Genomic DNA, 20,552 nt, shown 5'->3' on the forward strand with positions numbered 1-20,552 from the left:
CTACCGGTTTGGCTAAATGTGTGCCAAGGCGCGCAGTTTAGCGTGCCCGGCAGGAATTTCGAGGTGGTTTTTTACCGCCGGTGCATTAAATGCAGCAGTTTTCGGTGCTGCTCTGTCAGGTACTTGACAGCATCGGCTATGATATCGCCTTTGTTTTATCTGGCCCCAACCGGCCACGAACCTGTCTGTTCAAGGATCCTATGAGCAAGCCCACTGTCGACCCTACCTCGAATTCCAAGGCCGGACCTGCCGTCCCGGTCAATTTCCTGCGCCCGATCATCCAGGCGGACCTGGATTCGGGCAAGCACACGCAGATCGTCACCCGCTTCCCGCCAGAGCCCAACGGCTACCTGCACATCGGTCACGCCAAGTCGATCTGTGTGAACTTCGGCCTGGCCCAGGAGTTCGGTGGCGTCACGCACCTGCGTTTCGACGACACCAACCCGGCCAAGGAAGACCAGGAATACATCGACGCCATCGAAAGCGACATCAAGTGGCTGGGCTTCGAATGGTCCGGTGAAGTGCGCTATGCGTCCAAGTATTTCGACCAGTTGTTCGACTGGGCCGTCGAGCTGATCAAGGCCGGCAAGGCCTACGTCGACGACCTGACCCCGGAGCAGGCCAAGGAATACCGTGGCACGCTGACCGAGCCGGGCAAGAACAGCCCGTTCCGTGACCGTTCGGTAGAAGAGAACCTCGACTGGTTCAACCGCATGCGCGCCGGTGAGTTCCCGGACGGTGCCCGCGTGCTGCGTGCCAAGATCGACATGGCCTCGCCGAACATGAACCTGCGCGACCCGATCATGTACCGCATCCGCCACGCCCATCACCACCAGACCGGTGACAAGTGGTGCATCTACCCGAACTATGACTTCACCCACGGTCAGTCGGACGCCATCGAAGGCATCACCCACTCCATCTGCACCCTGGAGTTCGAAAGCCATCGCCCGCTGTATGAGTGGTTCCTTGACAGCCTGCCGGTTCCGGCGCACCCGCGTCAGTACGAGTTCAGCCGCCTGAACCTGAACTACACCATCACCAGCAAGCGCAAGCTCAAGCAGTTGGTGGACGAAAAGCACGTGCATGGCTGGGATGACCCGCGCATGTCCACCCTGTCGGGTTTCCGCCGTCGCGGCTACACCCCGGCGTCGATCCGCAGCTTCTGCGACATGGTCGGCACCAACCGCTCCGACGGCGTGGTCGATTACGGCATGCTCGAGTTCAGCATCCGTCAGGACCTGGACGCCAACGCGCCGCGTGCCATGTGCGTATTGCGCCCGTTGAAAGTCGTGATCACCAACTACCCGGAAGACAAGGTCGACCACCTCGAACTGCCGCGTCACCCGCAGAAAGAAGAACTTGGCGTGCGCAAGCTGCCGTTCGCGCGTGAAATCTACATCGACCGTGATGACTTCATGGAAGAGCCGCCGAAAGGCTACAAGCGCCTGGAGCCTAACGGCGAAGTGCGCCTGCGCGGCAGCTACGTGATCCGTGCCGATGAAGCGATCAAGGACGCCGATGGCAACATCGTCGAACTGCGATGCTCCTACGACCCGGAAACCCTGGGCAAGAACCCTGAAGGCCGCAAGGTCAAAGGCGTCGTTCACTGGGTGCCGGCTGCTGCCAGCATCGAGTGCGAAGTGCGCCTGTACGATCGTCTGTTCCGTTCGCCGAACCCTGAGAAGGCTGAAGACAGCGCCAGCTTCCTGGACAACATCAACCCTGACTCCCTGCAAGTTCTCACGGGTTGTCGTGCCGAGCCATCGCTTGGCGACGCACAGCCGGAAGACCGTTTCCAGTTCGAGCGCGAAGGTTACTTCTGCGCGGATATCAAGGACTCGAAACCTGGTGCACCGGTATTCAACCGTACCGTGACCTTGCGTGATTCGTGGGGCCAGTGATTCTCTAAGGAAGCCGTTGTGCTAACGATCTACAACACACTCAGCAAGACCAAAGAAGTCTTCAAGCCGCTGGACGGCAACAAGGTGCGCATGTACGTGTGCGGCATGACCGTGTACGACTACTGCCACATCGGTCACGGCCGCAGCATGGTTGCCTTCGACCTGGTGACCCGCTGGTTGCGTTTCAGCGGCTATGACTTGACCTATGTGCGCAACATCACCGACATCGAAGACAAGATCATCAACCGGGCGCGCGAGAACGGCGAACCGTTCGATGTGCTGACCGAGCGCATGATCACCGCGATGCACGAGGATGAAGCGCGTCTGAACATCCTCAAACCGGACATGGAGCCGCGCGCCACGGATCACATTCCGGGCATGTTGAGCATGATCCAGACCCTGATCGACAAGGGTTACGCCTACGCCCCAGGCAATGGCGACGTGTACTACCGCGTCGCCAAGTTCATGGGCTACGGCAAGCTGTCGCGCAAGAAAATCGAAGACCTGCGCATCGGCGCACGTATCGAAGTCGACGAAGCCAAGCAGGATCCACTGGATTTTGTGCTGTGGAAAGGCACCAAGCCCGGCGAGCCGAGCTGGGAATCGCCGTGGGGCGCCGGGCGTCCGGGCTGGCACATCGAATGCTCGGTGATGTCCACCTGCTGCCTGGGCGAGACCTTCGATATTCATGGCGGCGGCAGCGACCTTGAGTTCCCGCACCACGAAAACGAAATCGCCCAAAGCGAAGCCGCCACCGGCAAGACCTACGCCAACGCCTGGATGCATTGCGGCATGATCCGCATCAATGGCGAGAAGATGTCCAAGTCCTTGAACAACTTCTTCACCATCCGCGATGTGCTGGAAAAGTACCACCCGGAAGTGGTGCGCTACCTGCTGGTGTCGAGCCACTACCGCAGCGCCATCAACTACTCGGAAGACAACCTCAAGGACGCCAAAGGCGCCCTGGAGCGTTTCTACCATGCGTTGAAAGGCCTGCCTGCCGTGGCGCCGGCCGGCGGCGAAGCCTTCGTGGCACGCTTTACCGAGGTCATGAACGACGACTTCGGCACGCCGGAAGCCTGCGCGGTGCTGTTCGAGATGGTGCGTGAGATCAACCGTCTGCGTGAGAGTGATCTTGATGCAGCCGCTGGTCTTGCTGCGCGCTTGAAAGAGCTGGCCAGCGTGTTGGGTGTACTGCAGATGGAAGCCGATGACTTCCTGCAAGCCGGCGCCGAAGGGCGTGTAGATGCCGCTGAAGTAGACGCGTTGATTCAAGCGCGCCTGGCTGCCCGTGCAGGCAAAGACTGGGCGGAGTCCGACCGTATCCGTGACCAACTGACCGCGATGGGTGTGGTGTTGGAAGACGGGAAGGGCGGCACGACGTGGCGGTTGGCTGATCAGGCTTGATCGGTAAATCCTGAATAAAAAACGCCCCGACTGGTTCGGGGCGTTTTTTATTGTGCAAGCGTGGCTCGTTCCCACGCTCTGCGTGGGAACGCCGCCCTGGACGCTCTGCGTCCTGCTTTTGGCAAACACCTCAAGCCCTGTGCAAGGTGACGCGGAGCGTCAAGGGATGCATTCCCACGCAGAGCGTGGGGACGATCAATGTGGGCTGTAACGCTAATGTTAATTTAATCCTCCGGTGTAATAAGCGAGTATTGCCAAATGTTACCCTGGGTTTTCCGGCGGCTGTCTGCGCCGCTTTTTTAGTGCGAGGCTGTATGCGAAGTTGGTTGAGCCGCTACCGTTACGTCATCCTTTTCTGGCTGTGCTTCGGCGTGTTCCGCACCTCCCTGGCCGACTGGAACCCCATCCCATCCGGGTCGATGCGCCCGACGTTGCTTGAGGGCGATGTGGTGCTGGTCAACCGCGTGGCGTATGACCTCAAGTTGCCGCTTACGGATATATCCCTGGCCAAGCTGGATGACCCTAAGCGCGGCGATGTGGTGACTTTCTCGTCACCCAAGGACGGCATGCGCTTGATCAAACGCATCGTCGGCATTCCCGGCGATACCCTGGAAATGAAAGATGAAGTGCTGTGGGTTAACGGCACGCCGGCTACCTACAGTGATGGCCAGGACATCAGCGAACCGATCGTGCCAGGCCAGACAGTGCCGGGTATCAAGCTGATCGAGCATGCGAGCAACAGTCAGCGCAGCATTCAGTTCATGCCCACGGTTCGGGCATTGCGAACTTTCGGCCCGGTCACTGTGCCGGCCGACAGTTATTTCATGCTGGGTGACAACCGCGACAACAGCGATGACTCGCGCTACATCGGCTTTGTGCCACGCCGCTTGTTGATCGGGCACGCGCATCATGTGCTGGCATCTGCGCAAATCCTCGATCATTGGATGCCGCGCTTGAACCGCTTCGGCGCGCCGATCCTGTAATTACGCCTTGGCGCCCAGTGCGCGAACTGCAAACCCTGCGATGTTAGCCAACTGCTCGACGCTAGCGCCGCCCTTACCGGCAATCTTCATGCCGCTAAGGGTGGCCATCAGAAAGTCGCAGGCGGCCGGCAAATCGGTGCCGGGAACGAGTTCACCCTGTTCCTGCGCACATCTCAGGGTCTGCTCAAATGCACGGCGCAAACGCTCGGCGCTGTGTGCGGTGAGCTGATTGATTTCCTCATCTTCCTGGCCAAACTCACAGATCGCATTGACGCCCATGCACCCGGCCGTGCCTTCGCGAAGGGCGCGGGTGGCGAAGGAGTTCAGGGTGTCGTGCAGGCCTTGCAGCGGTGTCGGGCCTTGGCCCAGACGCTCGATCAGGTCGTCGACGCCCGTGCGCTGATACTCGGCCATGGCCTGCAGGTACAACTGGCGTTTGTCGCCAAAGGTGTTGTACATGCTCTGGCGGCTCAGCCCCATGGCCTGCATCAGTTCTTCGGTTGAGGCGGCGGCAAAACCCTTGTCGCAAAATACGCGGATGGCGTGTTGCAGCACCTGGTCGCGGTCGAAGGCTCGGGGTCTTGCCATGGGGTACCTCTGGAAAGTGAAGGGTCAGGCCAGGTAGCCACCGTCGATGCTCAGGCTGGCGCCGGTCACAAAGGCAGCTTCTTCAGACGCGAGGTAGGCGACCATGCCGGCGATTTCGTCAGCCGTGCCTGTACGGCCCAAGGGCACCAGGCTTTTGATCAGGTCGGCATGCGGCGCGTCTGCCGGGTTCATGTCAGTGCTGGTCGGGCCGGGCTGGACGTTATTGACGGTGATGCCGCGCGGGGCAAAATCAATCGCCAGGCCGCGGATCATACCGGCGATCGCCGCCTTCGTCATGCTATAGACGCTGGAGCCCGGAAAGGCTGAGCGCTGCGCTACGACGCTGCCCACGCTGATGATCCTGTCACCACTGCGCATCACTGCTGACGCGGCTTTCGCGGCGGCGAATGTCGCGCGTACATTCACGGCGAACATGCGGTCGAAGTCTTCCAGGCTGAATTCGTCCACGCTGCCGAGCTGCAAGATCCCGGCATTGTTAACCAGGATATTCAGCGTGCCGAAATGCGCAACGGTAGTGGTCACGGCTCGGGCAATCGCCACCACATCGGCGCTGTCCGCCTGAATGGCCAGGGCTGTGCCGCCTTGGCTTTGAATCTGGCCGACCAGTGCCTGCGCCTTGTCAGCCGACGCGGAATAGGTGAAGGCCACTGCCGCGCCTTCAGCCGCCAGGCGCCGTACGATGGCTTCGCCGATGCCACGGGAGCCGCCGGTTACCAGGGCGACTTTGTCAGTAAAACGTGCGAGATGAGCGGTCATGGGTGTGCCTGTTTTTAGTGGATTAATAAATCCACTAAACCGTATCAGGCCAATTCCAATGCGCCAAGCTATTTATGGATTATTTAATCTTTAACTAGGGCGCGACATTTTTGCCTTACCTTTGGAGGCTCGGCTCGCACACTGAAACTGACGGTGAATTGAATGGATTGTATTTTCTGCAGCATTGTCCGCAAGACGTCCCCGGCCCATATCCTCTGGGAAGACGACCAGCATATGGCGTTCCTGTCGATCTTCCCCAATACGCCTGGTTTCAGCGTGGTGATCCCCAAACAGCATTACGGCAGCTACGCGTTCGCGCAGTCGGATGCGGTGTTGTCCGCGCTGATTGTGGCGACCAAGAAAACCGCACTGCTGATTGATCGGGCGTTTCCCGATGTGGCGCGCACGGGGATGATGCTCGAAGGCTACGGCGTGGACCATCTGCATGCGAAGCTGTTTCCCATGCACGGCACGGGGCAGGACAGCGCGTTCAAGCCCATCAGCTCCAAAGTCGACAAGTTTTTTGCGGCGTATGAGGGTTACATCTCATCCCACGATTTTGTGCGGGCCGATGATGGGGAACTGGCAGCGTTGGCGACGCACATCCGCTCGTTCGCCTGACGCAAAAACCAATGTGGGAGCTGGCTTGCCTGCGATGGGGGCCTATCAGTCACAGCAACATTGACTGATACACCGCTATCGCAGGCAAGCCAGCTCCCACAGATCAATCAGCGGCGGCTGCTGACCTCGGCAGGCACATCATCACCGGCCATGCGCTTGCGAAACAGCGCCGTGCGCGCCAACAGCAGTGTGGTAACAGGCACCGTGATCGCCAACAAAATCGGAATCAACCAGCCATGCAGCACCGGCCCGGACTTGAGCACCGAAAAGTAGATAATCGACGCCAGCGCCACGCACCACGCGCCCAGTGTGGAGGCCAGTGCCGGTGGGTGCATGCGCTGGAAGAAGTCCTTCATGCGCAACAACCCGATCGCGCCAATCAGCGCAAACAGGCTGCTGAGCACCAGCAACACGGCCACGATCACTTCAACCCATAACGGCATCATTCAATCACCTCGCCACGCAGCAGGAATTTCGCCAGGGCGAACGACCCGACAAAGCCAAACAGCGCAATCAGCAGCGCCGCTTCAAAGTAGGTGTCACTGGCATAACGAATGCCGAGCACCAGCATCATCAGCATCGCCAGGATGTACAGGTAGTCCAGCGCCAGAACCCGGTCTTGCGCGGACGGGCCTTTGAACAGGCGCACCAGCGTCAGCACCATCGCCAGCGAGAACAGGAACAGGCTGACCAGGATTGCATTGGAGAGCAGGGGGCTCATTCGAAGATCTCCATCAGGGGCCGTTCGTAGGCGCGTTTGAAGTGCTCGATAAACGGTGCTTCATCGTCCAGGTCGAACACGTGCAGCAGCAGGATGCTGCGGTCCAGGGCCAGTTCCGACCACACTGTGCCAGGCGTCACGCTGGTGATCATCGACAGGACGGCCAGGCCGTTGGGGTCACGCAGGTCGAGCGGGATTTTGATAAAACGTGAACGCGGCGGGCGGGATCCGCACGTCAGTACGCCCCAGGCCACGTGCAGGTTGGACACGATCACGTCGCGACCCACCACGAAGAACAAGCGAATGATGATGCCGGGGCGACGAATACGCACCGGCAGCGGGCGCAGCGGCGCCATCAGCAGCGGCGCGAGAAAGCCCAGCACCGCGCCCAGCAACAGGTTGCCGGGGCTGACCGACAGGTTCAACACCAGCCACAGCACCCACAATGCCAGCGATAGCCATGGGGCAGGGAACAGGCGCTTCATGGCTGCACCTCCAGGGCGGCGGCTCTGGACTCAGGGCTCAGCACCGGGCGCGTGGCCATCACCGCCATCACGTAATGCTCCGGGTTATTCAGGCTGTCGGCAGTGGCCTGGGTGTAGCGCATCAACGGTTCGGCCTTGAAGGTCAGGAGAATGCTCAGGCCGAGCAGGAAGAAGATCGGCACACATTCGTAGCGGCGCAGCAGCGGCGATGGGCGCTCCTCCGGCGTCCAGAAGCGCTGGATACCCAGGCGGGCGAAGGCGATCAGCGAAGCCAGGCCCGACAAGATCAACAGCGCCACCAAGCCCCAGGCCGCCGGGCGGATCGGCTCATCCACTGCGTTACCCAGGCCCATTGGGTTGACCAGCGCGCTCAACAGGCTGAGCTTGCCGATAAACCCGGACAACGGCGGCATGCCGATAATCAGCAGTGCGCAGGCGATAAAGCTCAAGCCCAGGAAGGCCATGGTCCAGGGGATCACCTGGCCGACCACGGCTTTCTGCTCGTCATCCAGGTTGACGCCGGGGCGTGGGTGCAACGACTCCATGGCCTTGGGCAGCGCGTCGATTTCTTCATCCAGCGGCAGATCATTGGCCGAGCGCGAACGCTCGATCAGCTCGGCCAGCAGGAACAGCGCGCTCAGCGCCAGGGTCGAGCTGACCAGATAGAACAGCGCCCCGGCGGTCAGGCTTGGCTGGGCAAAGCCCACCGACGACAGCAGGATCCCGGCCGACACCAGGATGCTCAGGCTGGCCATCCGCTCCAGGCGCTGCGCAGCCACCATGGCCAGCGCCGCGCAGACTATGGTCGCCATGCCGCCGTACACCAGCCAGTCGCCGCCAAACAGCGCCGATGCACCGGCTTGCCCGGAGAACAGCAAGGTCCACAGACGCAGCACGGTGTACACGCCGACCTTGGTCATGATCGCAAACATCGCCGCCACCGGTGCGCTGGCCGAGGAGTAGGCGGGTGCCAGCCAGAAGTTCAGTGGCCACATGCCGGCCTTGGCCAGGAATGCAGTGGCGAGGATCGCCGCGCCAGCATGCAACAGGCCGCGATCGGCTTGCGGTACCAGCGGGATTTTCAGCGCCAGGTCAGCAAAGTTCAGCGTGCCGGTGACCCCGTAGATCATCGCCGCGCCAATCAGGAAAAGCGACGACGCCAACAGGTTGATCGCAATGTAATGCAGCCCCGACGACACCCGCGCGCGGCCAGAGCCGTGCAGCATCAAGCCATAGGACGCCGCCAGCAGCACCTCGAAGAACACGAACAGGTTGAACAGGTCCGCCGTCAGGAATGCACCGTACAAACCCATCAGCTGGATCTGGAACAGCGCGTGGAAACTGGTGCCGGCGCGATCCCAACGGGCCATGGCGAACAGCAGCGCGCTCACACCGATAATGCCGGTGAGCACCAGCATCATCGCCGACAGTTGGTCCACCACCAGCACAATGCCGAAGGGCACCTGCCAGTTGCCCGGCAGGTACACGCCAATCGAGCCGGGGCCGCCTTGTTGCGTCCAGTACAGCAGCAGGATGGCGACACCCAGGCCGATGATGCTGGAGAACAGGTTGATCCTGGCTTTCAACGGGCGGCGTTTTTCGCCGAGCATCAGCATCAGCGCGGCGGTCAGCAACGGCAGCAGGATCGGCGCGACGATCATTTGATTCATCCACGTCATTCCTTTGGCTCCCGACCGTCCACATGGTCAGTGCCGGTCAGCCCACGGGAGGCCAGCAGCACCACCAGAAACAAGGCCGTCATGGCGAAGCTGATCACGATGGCCGTGAGTACCAGGGCCTGGGGCAGCGGATCGGTGTAGTTGAGCAGGTCTTGCGGCACGCCGTCCTTGATGATCGGCTCTTTACCGATGAACAGGCTGCCCATGCTGAAAATGAACAGGTTGACTCCATACGACAGCAGGCACAGGCCCATGACGACCTGGAACGTTCGTGGGCGCAGGATCAGCCAGACGCCGGAGGCCGCCAGCACTCCAATGGCAATTGCGATGACTTCTTCCATCAGGCGGCTCCTTCGGTTGCGGCAACGGCCTTGGGCTGGTTGCTCGGTTTATGCGCTCGCACCGACTGGTGACCGAGGGCGGTGAGCATCAACAGCGTGGAGCCGACGACCATGGCGTACACGCCAACGTCGAAGAACAACGCGCTGGCAATGTGGATATCGCCCAGCAGCGGCAGGCTGAAGTGCCAGGTGTGGGTGGTGAGGAACGGGTAACCGACGAACAGCGCGCCGAGCCCGGTCAAGGTGGCCGAAAGCAGGCCGAAGCCCATCCAGCGCATCGGCCTCAGGCTCATCTGCGCTTCGACCCATTGGGTGCCGGCGACCATGTATTGCAGGATAAACGCCACCGACATCACCAACCCCGCGACGAAACCGCCGCCCGGCTGGTTGTGGCCGCGCATGAACAGGTAGAACGACACCACCAGTGCAATCGGCAGCAGCAGGCGCACCAGTACCGCCGGCACCATCATAAAGCCCAGGGCGGTATCGCTGGCCTGGCGCGGGTTGACCAGGTCGGTGGCCACGTCCGGCGCCAATTGGCGCTGTTGTGGCGGCAACTCCATGCTTTCCTTGGACGGGCGGAAGCGGCGCAGCAGGGCGTAGACGGTCAGCGCCACGGCGCCGAGCACGGTGATTTCGCCCAAGGTATCAAAGCCCCGGAAGTCCACCAGCATCACGTTCACCACATTGCTGCCGCCACCTTCGGGCAGGGCGCGGCTCAGGTAAAACGAGGAGATATCGTTGGGCGTCTGGCGGGTCAGCATTGCGTAGGAGAGCAGCGCCATGCCGCCACCGACCACGGTGGACAACAGGAAGTCGCGCAGGCGACGGATGCGCGCCTTGCGCAACGAGCTCGGCAGTGGCGAGACTTCTTCGATCCGTCGTGGCAGCCAACGCAGGCCCAGCAAAATCAGCACGGTGGTGACCACTTCGACCACCAGTTGCGTCAGGGCCAGGTCCGGCGCCGAGAACCACACGAAGGTCACGCAGGTGACCATGCCGCACACACTGACCATGGTCAGGGCTGCCAGCCGGTGGTACTTGGCTTGCCAGGCGGCGCCCAGCGCACAGGCGATGGCCAGCAACCACAGGGTCACGAACACGATGGAGCCGGGGATCTTCGGCCGGTCGCCCCAACTGAGGCCGCTGTTGAGCATCGGGATCAACCCGGCAACCACCGCTGCCAGCACCAGCAGGAACAATTGGGTTTGCAGGCGTTTGGTGCTGATGCGTTTTTCGATACGGCGCACGCCGCGCATCATTACCACCAGGCTGCGCTCGAACATGCGCTTGCCGTTGAAGTAACTGATGATCGGCGGGTATTTGAAACGGCCACGCTTGAGCTGTTTGCGCAGCAACAGGTACAGCACGATGCCGCCAGACATGGCCACCAGGCTCATGATCATCGGCGCGTTCCAGCCGTGCCAGATGGCCAGGCTGTATTCGGGCAGTACCCCGCCGACCACCGGCAGTGCAGCGGCGGCGAGGATCGAACCGACCACCTGGGCCGGGAAGATGCCCACCAGCAGGCAGGTAAACACCAGCAGCTCGACCGGCGCGCGCATCCAGCGCGGTGGCTCGTGGGGCGTGTGGGGCAGGTCGGTCGCGGGCGGGCCGAAGAACACGTCGACGGTAAAGCGCAGGGCATAGGCCACGCTGAACGTACCGGCGATGGTCGCGATCACCGGCAGGGCGATTTCTACCCACTTTGTCGCCGAGATAAATACCGTTTCGGCGAAGAACATCTCTTTGGACAGGAAACCATTGAGCAACGGCACGCCGGCCATGGACGCACTGGCCACCATCGCCAGGGTCGCAGTAAACGGGATCAGCCGCACCAGGCCACTGAGCTTGCGGATATCCCGCGTGCCGCTTTCGTGGTCGATGATGCCGGCGGCCATGAACAGCGAGGCCTTGAAAGTGGCGTGGTTGAGGATATGGAACACCGCAGCGACGGCGGCCAGCGGGCTGTTGAGGCCCAGCAGCAGGGTGATCAGCCCGAGGTGGCTGATGGTGGAATAGGCCAGCAGGCCTTTGAGATCATTCTGAAACATGGCGCAGTAAGCGCCGAGGAGGAGGGTGAGTGCGCCGGCACCGCCGACGATCCAGAACCATTCTTCGCTGCCGGACAACGACGGCCACAGGCGGGCCAGCAGGAACACGCCGGCCTTCACCATCGTCGCCGAGTGCAGGTAGGCCGAAACCGGCGTGGGTGCCGCCATGGCGTGGGGCAGCCAGAAGTGGAAAGGGAACTGCGCGCTCTTGCTCAAGGCGCCGATCAGCACCAACGCGAGCATCACCGGGTACAGCGAATGCGCGCGAATCTGATCGCCCGCCGCCAGCACCAGGTCCAGGTCATAGCTGCCGACGATATGCCCCAGCAGCATCACACCTGCCAGCAGGCACAAGCCGCCGGCGCCGGTGACCATCAGCGCCATATAGGCGCCGCGCCTGGCATCGGCGCGGTGGTGCCAATAGCCGATCAGCAGGAACGAGAACAGACTGGTCAGTTCCCAGAAGAACACGATCTGGATCAGGTTGCCGGAGATCACCAGCCCGAGCATGGCGCCCATAAACGCCAGGAAAAACGCAAAGAAGCGCGGCACCGGGTCATCCGGCGACATGTAATAGCGCGCATACAGCGCCACCAGTGTGCCGATGCCCAGCACCAGCATCGAGAACAACCAGGCAAACCCGTCCATGCGCAGCACGAAGTTGAGCCCGAGGCTGGGCAACCACATGAATTCTTCGCGGATCACGCCACCGTGGGCGATCTGAGGGTAGAGCAAAGCGACTTGAATGGTGCCGACCAGGGCCACAAGGCCGGCCAACAGGGATTCGGTGTTACGTGCATTATGCGGCAGCAAGGCCGCCAGACAGCTGCCGATAAAAGGCAGAAGCAGTAGAACTATCAGGGACATAGGCTTCTAATCTGCGGGAGTTTGGGATGCATCATACGTGCCGCTTTCTCGATCACCAAACGGCAAGATGTGGCAGGATCCTACAAGGTAGGCCGAAACCTCCCGTTTGGCATTGTTTCGGGCCTGATCATTCCCACGCTCTGAGTGGGAATGCCGCCCTGGACGCTCCGCGTCCCAACTGCTTATGCAGCCGTGAGCCTTGCGCAAGGGTGACGCGGAGCGTCACAGGATGCATGCCCACGCAGAGCGTGGGAACGATCGGACCTGACGGGTCAGGGGGCTTCCTGTTCCAGTTCGATTGATTTTTCAGCTTCTCGCTGATTGCGTGTCTTCATCTCACTCACAATCACCGCCGCCACAATCAACGCCGCACCGACCATCGCAATCGGCGGAAAACGCTCCCCGGCAATCCGCCCGATCACGCCGGCCCATACCGGTTCGCCGGCATAGATCAACGTGGCACGGGTTGGCGAAACACTCTGCTGCGCCCAGTTCATCGCCACCTGAATCACCGCACTGGTCAAACCCAGGCCCACTGCACTGAACAACAGTAACCAGGAGAAGCCCGGCAGCGCCTCGCCCATCGGCACCACCATCAGGAACGACAGCAACGAGGCCGTGGCCAGTTGCACCACGGTCACTCGCCGCACATCCACCTGCCCGGCATAGGCGCCAATGAGGATAATTTCGGCGGCCACCGCGATTGCGCAGATCAGTGTGGCAATTTCACCGGGGCTGAAGTTCAGAGAGGCACCCGTCGGGCCTGTAAGCAGCATCAACCCGGTAAACGCCAACATGATGCCAATGCTCGGCATCAGGCCTGGGCGACGCCCCAGCACCAGCCACTGCAACAGCGGTACGCAAGGTACATAAAGCGCTGTAATGAACGCCGACTGGCTGCTTGGAATGGTCTGCAGGCCAATGGTCTGCATGCCGTAGCCGAACATGATCGAGGTGCCGATGAATGCGCCGGCTTTCAACTCGAATAAGGTCAGGCCACGCAACGTGCGCAACGAAAAGAACCCCACCACAATCGCCGCCGCCGCAAACCGCAGGCCCACGAAAAACATCGGCCCGCTGACGGTCATGGCGTGTTGCACGAGCAAAAACGTGCCGCCCCAGATCATGGTGATCACCACCAGGATGCATTCGGCTTTGCTGAAACGGTTGAAACGTGGGGCGGCGTTCGGGGCGGTCATGGCGGCTCGGTCTTGCAAGGGAAAGGCACGGACCGCACAATGCGCCGCACGCTGGGCAGTATACTGCGCACACCCACCCATTGAGCAATATAGTGCACAAAGAAAATCCACAACGGGCCTCGGTCCTGCAACACGTCAGCCAGAACGTCCGCCGGCTGCGCCATGCTGCGGATCTGAGCCAGACCGCACTCTCGGAAAAGTCCGGGGTCAGCCGGCGCATGCTGGTGGCCATCGAGGCGGGCGAGAAGAATGTCAGCCTGTCCACGCTGGACCGCGTCGCCGAAGCCTTGGACGTGGCCTTCAGCGACCTTATCCAGGCCCCGGATGCCGGTGATCACAGCCGCATCAACGAGCTGGCCTGGGCCGGCGATATCCCCGGCAGTAAAGCGGTGCTACTGGCCAAGGCCACGGCGCGGCGTGAAGTCGAGTTGTGGGAGATGCACCTGGAACCGGGTGATCGCTACAGCCCCGACCCCGACCCGGACGGCTGGAGCGTGCAGCTGTTCGTGTTCGAAGGCTGCCTGACCTTGCTGGTGGGCGAGGAACAAAAACACGTGGCGGCCGGTGAGTTCTACATGTTCGCCAGCCGCAACGTGCACGGCTATCGCAATGACGGCGACGTGGCCGTGCGGTTTGTGCGTAACGTGGTGATCTAACTGTTGGCCTGGCAACAGTGGATGCACACTTTGTTGGTTTGAAACGCGTTCAACAACCTCTTAAAGCCAGCAACCGCCTGATTTTGCTGACGATTAAATTCAGGCATGACTCCTGCAATTGCTCCGGTAACCCATCGGAGCCTGGAGTCGGCCCATGTCAGCCCACCCTCAACAACCTGCCCATATCATCCGCTCGGATGCCGAAGCCATTGAAGTCGCGACGCGCTTGGCCGCGCGGTTTGCCGTTGACGCCAGCGTGCGCGACCGCGAGCGGCGCCTGCCGGTGGCCGAGCTTGATGAGTTTTCTGCCAGCGGCCTCTGGGGCATCACTATTCCCAAGGCCTACGGCGGCGCCGAGGTGTCTTATGTAACGGTGGCCGAGGTGATCAAGTTGATCTCCGCCGCCGACCCGTCGCTGGGGCAAATCCCGCAAAACCACCTGGGCGTGGTGGACATCCTGCTGCAAACCGCCAGCGAGGAACAAAAGCGTCACTATTTCGGCAAGGTTCTGGCCGGCTATCGTTTCGGTAATGCCTTTTCTGAAGCCAAGAGCAAAAACGCCGGCACCTTCGACACTCAGATTCGTTTTGACGGCGACACGGCCTCTATCAACGGCGAGAAGTTCTACTGCACCGGCGCGCTGTTTGCCCACCTCGTGCCCACGGTCGGCAACAACGAGAACGGCCAGGCGTTTATTGCCTTTGTCGAACGCGATGCGCCGGGCCTAACCGTGATTGATAGCTGGGACGGCTTCGGCCAGCGCACCACCGCCAGTGGCGGCGTGACCCTCGACGGCGTCAGTGTGCCCCTTAGCGCGATCATTCCTGCGCACCAAGCCTTCGACCAGCCCACCGCCAACGGCCCGATCTCGCAGATTATCCAGGCCGCCGTCGACACCGGCATCGCCCTGGAGGCCCTCGAACAGGCAAAAATCTACGCACGCCAAGCTCGCCCCTGGATCGACAGCCAACAGGACCACGGCTGGCAAGACCCGTTCACCATCGCCGCCATCGGCGACCTGCAATGGCGCGTGCATGGCACCGAAGCGATCCTCGCCAAGGCCGGCAAGGCCGTCGACCTGGCCCTGGCCGAGCCCAACGAAGACACCGTCGCCAACGCCTCGCTGGTGGTTGCCCAGGCCAAAGTGCTGTCGGCCGAAACCGCCTTGCTTGCCAGCAGCAAACTGTTCGAACTGGCCGGCACCCGCTCGGTCACCGGCAAGCACAACCTCGACCGCTTCTGGCGCAACGCGCGCACCCACACCCTGCACGACCCGGCCCGCTGGAAATACCACCTGATCGGCAACTTCGTGCTCAACGGCGTGAAGCCTGCGCGCCACGCCTGGAACTGAGGATATTTATTCATGACCGCCCTGAATCAAGCGCGCCAACTGCTGGAAAGTACCCGACGGTTTGTACACGCCAGCGATGACCCGTACGTGATCAGCCGCTTTGGCGACTTGCAGATCCGCGTCGACGTAGCCGCCGCCTTGTTTGAACGCGCTGAAACCCACCCAAGCCCGGTGGCGTTGACCGAAGCACAAATCGCCGCTGCCGAAGCCTTGATTGCCGCCAGTAATGCCGAATTTGAACTCACCGGCCAACGTACCGCGCTGGCGTCGACCCTCGACGACCCACTGCGGCGCAAATATCAGATCGTCGGCAACTACCACCTCAACGGAGTGCTTTGATGTCCCGTGAAATCCGCTTGAATGCCTTCGACATGAACTGCGTAGGCCATCAATCTCCCGGCTTGTGGGCGCACCCGCGTGACCGCTCGTGGCAGTACAAGGATCTGGAGTACTGGACGGACCTCGCCAAAATTCTTGAGCGTGGCAAGTTTGACGGCCTGTTTATCGCCGACGTGCTGGGCATCTACGACGTGTACAACGGCAATGGCGACGCGGCGATTCGCCAGGCTGCACAAGTGCCGGTCAACGACCCGCTGTCGCTGATTGCGCCGATGGCGTTGGTCACCGAACACCTGGGGTTTGGCCTGACCGCTTCTTTGTCATTTGAACATCCGTATCCGTTCGCCCGCAGGCTCTCGACCCTCGACCACCTGACCAAAGGGCGTGTCGGCTGGAACATCGTCACGTCCTACCTGGAAAGCGGCGCCAAGAACCTCGGTCAGAAAGCCCAGACCGAACACGATGCGCGCTACGACTATGCCGAGGAATACCTGGAGGTTTGCTACAAACTCTGGGAAGGCAGTTGGGAAGAGGGCGCCGTGCTGCGTGATCGCGAGCGTCGCATTTTCAGCGACCCGAGCAAAATCCACGAGATACGCCATGTCGGCAAACACTTCCAGGTGCCCGGCATTCACCTCTGCGAGCCGTCGCCGCAACGCACGCCGGTGTTGTACCAGGCTGGTGCCTCCAGCCGTGGCAAGCAGTTTGCCGCCGAACAGGCCGAGTGCGTGTTCGTGGCTGCACCGTCCAAGGTGCTGCTGAAAAAAACCGTCGCCGACATCCGCCGCCGAGCCGCTGAGGCCGGGCGAGATCCGAAGAAAATCCTGATCTTCAACTTGCAAACGGTGATCGTTGGCGAGACCGATGCCAAGGCCAAAGCCAAGTTTGACGAATACAAATCCTACGTCAGCTACGAGGGCGCAATGGCGCTGATCTCCGGCTGGACCGGCATCGACTTCAGCCAGTTCAAGCCCGATGAGCCGCTCAAGCATGTACACACCAACGCGATTCAATCGGCGGTAGAAGCCTTCTCCACGGCGGACCCGAACAAGGTCTGGACGCCCAATGAACTGGCCGATTGGGTTGGCATCGGCGGCTTTGGCCCGTTGTTCGTGGGCGGCCCGGAAACCGTGGCCGACCTGTTGCAGGAGTGGGTCGAAGAGACCGACGTGGATGGTTTTAACCTGGCCTACGCGCTGACCCATGAAACCTTCATCGACGCCGTGGACCTGCTCGTGCCGGAGTTGCAAAAGCGCGGCGTATACAAGACCGAGTACGCCCAGGGCACCCTGCGCGAAAAGTTATTCGGCGACGGTGCGCGGCTGGCCCCAAACCATCCGGGTGCAAGCTACCGCGACCTCAAAGCCACTGCAATCTAACTGAAGCACCTCGGTCAATGTGGGAGCTGGCTTGCCTGCGAAAGCGCTGGGTCAGCCAGAAATGAGCCAGCTGACACGCCGCCATCGCAGGCAAGCCAGCTCCCACAGTTGATTGCTGTTGATCCACCTGACTAGGCCAGCGGACCACCGCGACCTCAAAGCCAGCGCAATCTAACTGAAGCACCTCGGTCCATGTGGGAGCTGGCTTGCCTGCGAAAGCGTTAGATCAGTTAGAGATGAGCCAGCTGACACGCCGCCATCGCAGGCAAGCCAGCTCCCACAGTTGATTGGTGTTGATCCACCTGACTAGGCCAGCGGGCTACCGCGACCTCAAAGCCACTGCAATCTAACTGAAGCACCTCGGTCCATGTGGGAGCTGGCTTGCCTGCGAAAGCGGTGGGTCAGCCAGAAATGAGCCAGCTGACACGCCGCCATCGCAGGCAAGCCAGCTCCCACAGTTGATTGGTGTTGATCCACTTAACCTGGCCAGCGGACCACCGCGACCTCAAAACCAGCGCAATCTAACTGAAGCACCTCGGTCAATGTGGGAGCTGGCTTGCCACAGTTGATCGGTTTTGAACCACCTGACCTGGCCAGCGGACCACCGCACGCACACTACTTGAATAGGAGCGTTACCCCTATGAGCGTGCACGAACTCAAACGTCCGCAGGCGCTGGAATGGCCTGCCGAACTGCTCGGCAACCTGCCCGAAGCCCTGGAGCATTTGCAGCACTGGGCGCAGCTCACCCCGCTGCACATCGCCCTGCGTCACAAGCGCCAGGGGCAGTGGTATGCCTGGCGCTGGATCGACGTGTTGCGCGACGTCGAGCGCCTGGCCGATGGTTTGCGCCAGCAAGGTTTCAGCGCGCAATCACGCTTGGCCTTAAGCGGCACGTTCGAGCCTGACCTGCTGCTGTTGGCGCTGGCCGCGCAGTCTGCCGGCGGGCAGGTGTTGACCCTGGCCGATGACCTGGAGCCAGAAGCCCTGTACCAACAGCTATGGCGCATTCACCCCAGCCATTCGTATACCCAGGGGCGGCAGCAGGTGCGGCACTGGCAGTCTGCCAATCTGTTGGATTTCACCCAATTGCTCGGCCCGGCAGACCCGGCGCAACACCTGCAGCGCTGGTGGCAACCGAGCGGTGAAACCGTGTTGTGGAGCGAGGAGGGCACCCACTGGCAAGGCGGCCTGGCGGTAGTCCTGGAGCAATGGTTGAACAGCGGCCACGGCCTGGCTTTTCCGGAAAGCCCGGCCTCGGCCCGACGTGATCGCGGTGAGGTCGCGCCGACCGGCCTGCTGCTGTCCCCCGAGCGTTTACAGCACCTGGCCGACGATATCGAAAGCCGCCTGGCGCCCCACGGCACCTGGCGCCGACGCGTGTGTGAGTGGGCCATCGCTCACCCGCAAAGTGGCCTGCGGCGCCTGTTGAAAAATCGTGTACGCAGGCTGCTGGGCTTCCAACGGTTGACCTATATCTGGCAGCCAGCCAGCGCGCAAAAAACCAGCCGCGATCCAGCATGGCTGGCTGAATTCAAACGGGACATCGCATGAGCCAGACCATTCTCCAGGTGCGCGAGATCTCGCTGTCGTTCAAAGGCGTCAAGGCCATCAATGCCTTGTCCTTTGAGGTGCAGCGCGGCGAAATCTGTGCGCTGATCGGCCCCAACGGCGCCGGTAAAAGTTCGCTGCTCAATGTGCTTAACGGCGTGTACCGCTTCGATGCCGGTGAGATTGTGTTTGAGCAACAACACTTGCACCGCATCGACCCTTTGGGTGCGGCGCGTCGAGGTATCGGGCGTACTTTTCAGAACAACGCACTGTTCAAGAAAATGAGCGTGCTCGACAACATCCTTACCGGCCTGTCGCGGCATATGCGCACCAGCTTTATCGAGCAAGCCCTGGGCTTGCCCCGCGCCCGCCGTGAGGCCGAAGCCTTTCGCCTGCGCGGCCAAGGCATCCTCGAGTTCCTCGAACTGCAAGCGCACCGCGATGTGCTGGTGGGCAACCTCTCTTACGGTTTGCAAAAGCGCGTAGAGCTGGGCCGTGCCTTGATCGCCGGCCCCAGCCTGTTGCTGCTGGACGAGCCCATGGCCGGGATGAACGCCGAGGAAAAACAGGACATGGCGCGCTTTGTCGCCGACGTCAACCGCGACCTCGGCACCACCGTGGTGTTGATCGAACACGACATCGGCGTGGTGATGGGCCTGTCCGACCATGTGGTGGTGCTCGACTACGGGCGCAAAGTCGGCGACGGCACACCTGCGCAGGTACAGGCCGACCCCGAGGTGATCGCGGCGTACCTGGGAGTCGCACACTGATGACGTTCTTCTTTGAAACCCTGCTCGGCGGCCTGCTCGCCGGCACCATGTACTCGCTGGTGGCCATCGGTTTCGTGCTGATCTACAAGGCCAGCGGCGTGTTCAATTTCGCCCAGGGCTCGATGCTGCTGTTTGCCGCGCTGACCTTTGTCAGCCTGCATGACCAGGGCGTGCCCTTTGCCCTGGCGTTGCTGCTGACGGTAATCGTGATGATCATCGGCGCCTTGCTCATCGAGCGGCTGGTACTGCGCCCGCTGGTGAACCGCTCGCAGATCACCCTGTTCATGGCCACCTTGGGCCTGTCGTTCATCATCGAAGGCCTGGCCCAAGGGCTGATGGGCTCGCAGGTGCGTGCGCTGGACTTGGGCATCGACGACGTGCCGCTGTTTGTCGGGCCGCTGATGCTCAGCCAGTTTGATTTGATCGCCGCGGCGGCTGCCGTGGTGCTGGTAACCGTGCTGGCGTTGCTGTTCAACAAGACTCGCATCGGTGTGTCGTTGCGCGCCGTGGCGGATGACACCACGGCGGCGCTGTCCATCGGCATCAACCTCAACCGTATCTGGCAGATCGTCTGGGCCGTGGCCGGCATTGTCGGGTTGGTGGCGGGGTTGCTGTGGGGCGCACGCCAGGGCGTACAGTTTTCCCTTTCGCTGGTGGTGCTCAAGGCCTTGCCGGTGTTGATCATCGGGGGCTTTACCTCGATTGGCGGGGCGATTGTCGGCGGGCTGATTGTCGGTGCGGCGGAGAACCTCGCCGAGGTGTATGTCGGCCCCCTGATCGGTGGCGGTATCACGCCGTGGTTCGCTTATGTATTGGCCCTGGCCTTCCTGTATATCCGTCCCGCCGGCCTGTTCGGCGAGCGCGCCATCGAGCGAGTCTGAAACC

Annotated in this window: 20 protein-coding genes; 11 read left to right on the forward strand and 9 right to left on the reverse strand. The window is 61.5% G+C overall.

Annotation, left to right across the window (positions count from 1 at the left end; genetic code table 11):
* The first annotated feature begins 200 nt into the window (after positions 1-200).
* The 3 genes from AB4P96_RS13335 to lepB all read left to right on the forward strand — a co-directional run bounded on the left by AB4P96_RS13335 (position 201) and on the right by lepB (position 4,291).
* The gene (locus tag AB4P96_RS13335) at positions 201-1,901 is read left to right on the forward strand and encodes a glutamine--tRNA ligase/YqeY domain fusion protein (protein WP_065931057.1); all 1,701 of its coding nucleotides are present in this window, start codon (positions 201-203) and stop codon (positions 1,899-1,901) included.
* 18 nt (positions 1,902-1,919) lie between these two features.
* The gene (gene cysS / locus AB4P96_RS13340; protein ID WP_017134693.1) at positions 1,920-3,308 is read left to right on the forward strand and encodes a cysteine--tRNA ligase; all 1,389 of its coding nucleotides are present in this window, start codon (positions 1,920-1,922) and stop codon (positions 3,306-3,308) included.
* A gap of 314 nt (positions 3,309-3,622) precedes the next feature.
* Positions 3,623-4,291 carry a signal peptidase I gene (gene lepB / locus AB4P96_RS13345; RefSeq protein WP_169988205.1) on the forward strand — a complete coding sequence of 223 codons (669 nt, stop codon included), beginning with the start codon at positions 3,623-3,625 and terminating at the stop codon, positions 4,289-4,291.
* Here lepB and AB4P96_RS13350 read toward each other — a convergent pair whose 3' ends face one another.
* Positions 4,292-4,879 (reverse strand): TetR/AcrR family transcriptional regulator, encoded by a 588-nt coding sequence (locus AB4P96_RS13350; RefSeq protein WP_099550544.1) that lies wholly within the window; start codon positions 4,877-4,879, stop codon positions 4,292-4,294. It abuts the gene before it with no gap.
* A gap of 24 nt (positions 4,880-4,903) precedes the next feature.
* Positions 4,904-5,656, reverse strand: coding sequence for a 3-oxoacyl-ACP reductase family protein (locus AB4P96_RS13355; protein ID WP_017134690.1), 753 nt, complete (start codon positions 5,654-5,656; stop codon positions 4,904-4,906).
* A 162-nt stretch (positions 5,657-5,818) separates the two neighbouring features.
* Between AB4P96_RS13355 and AB4P96_RS13360 the strand changes: the two genes are divergently transcribed.
* Positions 5,819-6,277 carry an HIT family protein gene (locus AB4P96_RS13360; protein WP_017134689.1) on the forward strand — a complete coding sequence of 153 codons (459 nt, stop codon included), beginning with the start codon at positions 5,819-5,821 and terminating at the stop codon, positions 6,275-6,277.
* 107 nt (positions 6,278-6,384) lie between these two features.
* Here the strand turns inward: AB4P96_RS13360 and AB4P96_RS13365 are convergent, their stop codons facing one another.
* The 7 genes from AB4P96_RS13365 to AB4P96_RS13395 form a co-directional block, all read right to left on the reverse strand.
* Positions 6,385-6,723: a Na+/H+ antiporter subunit G gene (locus AB4P96_RS13365; protein ID WP_017137536.1), complete on the reverse strand. Its 339-nt coding sequence runs from the start codon at positions 6,721-6,723 to the stop codon at positions 6,385-6,387.
* Positions 6,720-6,998, reverse strand: a complete 279-nt coding sequence (locus AB4P96_RS13370; protein WP_017137537.1) for a K+/H+ antiporter subunit F — start codon at positions 6,996-6,998, stop codon at positions 6,720-6,722. Before AB4P96_RS13370 ends, AB4P96_RS13365 begins: the two co-directional genes overlap by 4 nt.
* Positions 6,995-7,483: a Na+/H+ antiporter subunit E gene (locus AB4P96_RS13375; RefSeq protein WP_099550542.1), complete on the reverse strand. Its 489-nt coding sequence runs from the start codon at positions 7,481-7,483 to the stop codon at positions 6,995-6,997. Before AB4P96_RS13375 ends, AB4P96_RS13370 begins: the two co-directional genes overlap by 4 nt.
* Positions 7,480-9,162 (reverse strand): monovalent cation/H+ antiporter subunit D, encoded by a 1,683-nt coding sequence (locus tag AB4P96_RS13380; RefSeq protein WP_099550541.1) that lies wholly within the window; start codon positions 9,160-9,162, stop codon positions 7,480-7,482. Before AB4P96_RS13380 ends, AB4P96_RS13375 begins: the two co-directional genes overlap by 4 nt.
* Positions 9,159-9,503, reverse strand: a complete 345-nt coding sequence (locus AB4P96_RS13385; protein WP_003192163.1) for a Na+/H+ antiporter subunit C — start codon at positions 9,501-9,503, stop codon at positions 9,159-9,161. Before AB4P96_RS13385 ends, AB4P96_RS13380 begins: the two co-directional genes overlap by 4 nt.
* Entirely contained in the window at positions 9,503-12,424 is a 2,922-nt protein-coding gene (locus tag AB4P96_RS13390) for a monovalent cation/H+ antiporter subunit A (protein ID WP_017137540.1), read from the reverse strand. The genes AB4P96_RS13385 and AB4P96_RS13390 overlap by 1 nt, the downstream gene beginning before the upstream one ends.
* Positions 12,425-12,696: 272 nt before the next feature.
* Positions 12,697-13,623 (reverse strand): DMT family transporter, encoded by a 927-nt coding sequence (locus AB4P96_RS13395; RefSeq protein WP_017137541.1) that lies wholly within the window; start codon positions 13,621-13,623, stop codon positions 12,697-12,699.
* Between the two features lie 92 nt (positions 13,624-13,715).
* Here AB4P96_RS13395 and AB4P96_RS13400 point away from each other — a divergent pair, with 92 nt between their 5' ends.
* From AB4P96_RS13400 to AB4P96_RS13430, 7 genes are all read left to right on the forward strand, one after another.
* Positions 13,716-14,279 carry a helix-turn-helix domain-containing protein gene (locus AB4P96_RS13400; protein WP_099550538.1) on the forward strand — a complete coding sequence of 188 codons (564 nt, stop codon included), beginning with the start codon at positions 13,716-13,718 and terminating at the stop codon, positions 14,277-14,279.
* A 154-nt stretch (positions 14,280-14,433) separates the two neighbouring features.
* Positions 14,434-15,630 carry an SfnB family sulfur acquisition oxidoreductase gene (locus AB4P96_RS13405; RefSeq protein ID WP_099550537.1) on the forward strand — a complete coding sequence of 399 codons (1,197 nt, stop codon included), beginning with the start codon at positions 14,434-14,436 and terminating at the stop codon, positions 15,628-15,630.
* 12 nt (positions 15,631-15,642) lie between these two features.
* Complete coding sequence (locus AB4P96_RS13410) at positions 15,643-15,969, forward strand: acyl-CoA dehydrogenase (RefSeq protein ID WP_138453846.1); 327 nt, start codon at positions 15,643-15,645, stop codon at positions 15,967-15,969.
* The gene (locus AB4P96_RS13415; RefSeq protein ID WP_099550535.1) at positions 15,969-17,348 is read left to right on the forward strand and encodes an LLM class flavin-dependent oxidoreductase; all 1,380 of its coding nucleotides are present in this window, start codon (positions 15,969-15,971) and stop codon (positions 17,346-17,348) included. Before AB4P96_RS13410 ends, AB4P96_RS13415 begins: the two co-directional genes overlap by 1 nt.
* 640 nt (positions 17,349-17,988) lie before the next feature.
* A complete protein-coding gene (locus tag AB4P96_RS13420; RefSeq protein WP_186618296.1) occupies positions 17,989-18,900 on the forward strand; it encodes an AMP-binding protein in 912 nt (303 codons plus the stop codon).
* The gene (locus AB4P96_RS13425) at positions 18,897-19,667 is read left to right on the forward strand and encodes an ABC transporter ATP-binding protein (protein WP_236447414.1); all 771 of its coding nucleotides are present in this window, start codon (positions 18,897-18,899) and stop codon (positions 19,665-19,667) included. The genes AB4P96_RS13420 and AB4P96_RS13425 overlap by 4 nt, the downstream gene beginning before the upstream one ends.
* Positions 19,667-20,548, forward strand: coding sequence for a branched-chain amino acid ABC transporter permease (locus tag AB4P96_RS13430; protein WP_017137547.1), 882 nt, complete (start codon positions 19,667-19,669; stop codon positions 20,546-20,548). Before AB4P96_RS13425 ends, AB4P96_RS13430 begins: the two co-directional genes overlap by 1 nt.
* The last annotated feature ends 4 nt before the right edge of the window (positions 20,549-20,552 follow it).

It is taken from the genome of Pseudomonas sp. B19125, assembly GCF_044218855.1.
GTDB classification, from domain to species: domain Bacteria; phylum Pseudomonadota; class Gammaproteobacteria; order Pseudomonadales; family Pseudomonadaceae; genus Aquipseudomonas; species Aquipseudomonas edaphica.